This is a genomic window from Luteolibacter pohnpeiensis, from assembly GCF_016595435.1.
In the GTDB taxonomy this organism is placed as follows: Bacteria; Verrucomicrobiota; Verrucomicrobiia; order Verrucomicrobiales; family Akkermansiaceae; genus Luteolibacter; species Luteolibacter pohnpeiensis.
Genome location: NZ_JAENIJ010000156.1, coordinates 1 through 708 on the forward strand (window position 1 = coordinate 1; position 708 = coordinate 708).

A 708-nucleotide genomic window follows, 5' to 3' on the forward strand; every position below is an offset into this window, starting at 1 on the left:
GAACGTCTGAGGTCACCTACCGCTGACCTGCGGCGCCACTCCTACTCTGGGTTGAGGTTGTAATCACGGTAAAATTTCGACTCGCGGCGGGTCAGCGGTTAGGTGCGCCGCCTTGTTGTGCATTGGTTGATTCAGAATAGCGCTCGGCTGTCCAATAGCTCTCCAAAGCTTGATCGATCTCCTCGCGGTCAAACTGATAATCTGGATCGTCACGGAGAAACAGAAGGAACAGCCGCACTGCCTGGCGCTGGACTTCGGACAAGGCCGTAAAGTAGGTGCGCCCGTGGGCGTCAAGATGGGTGAGGCAAAAGGACATCCCGAAACGATAATCCCCACGTAGCTCCGCGGTCATGTAGGCGGGAAGGTGAAATCTCATGCCCTCCGCATCGAAGAAGCTCAAACTGCTGTTGCAACTGTTGAGGTCGTCGGACGAGATCGCTCGCCAGTCGTCCTTCTCATCACTCTCGCGATATGCCGCACAAGTCTCCCCGTCTTCGTAGTCGTCTAATCCCTGTGCATGCCGCAATCCAACTCCGTCGCCGAGGGTCACTTCTCGAAAGGCCTCCGAAATGGTGGTGATCAGCTCGTCTGCCATCCTGCCCCGCTCAACTGCTTCGCTCGCCTGCTCAAGGAGAACGCGATCAAAACCTCTGGCGCGCATCTCCGCGAGTTCGTCTGGTGTGATGCGCTTCATTTTTCTGCACAACG

The 708-nt window shown here is 56.6% G+C and carries 1 protein-coding gene; it reads right to left on the reverse strand.

The window, feature by feature from the left end; all coding sequences use genetic code 11:
- Positions 1-91: 91 nt before the first annotated feature.
- Positions 92-708: DUF6714 family protein (locus tag JIN85_RS20715; protein WP_234047547.1), on the reverse strand; the 617-nt coding region annotated here is incomplete at its 5' end.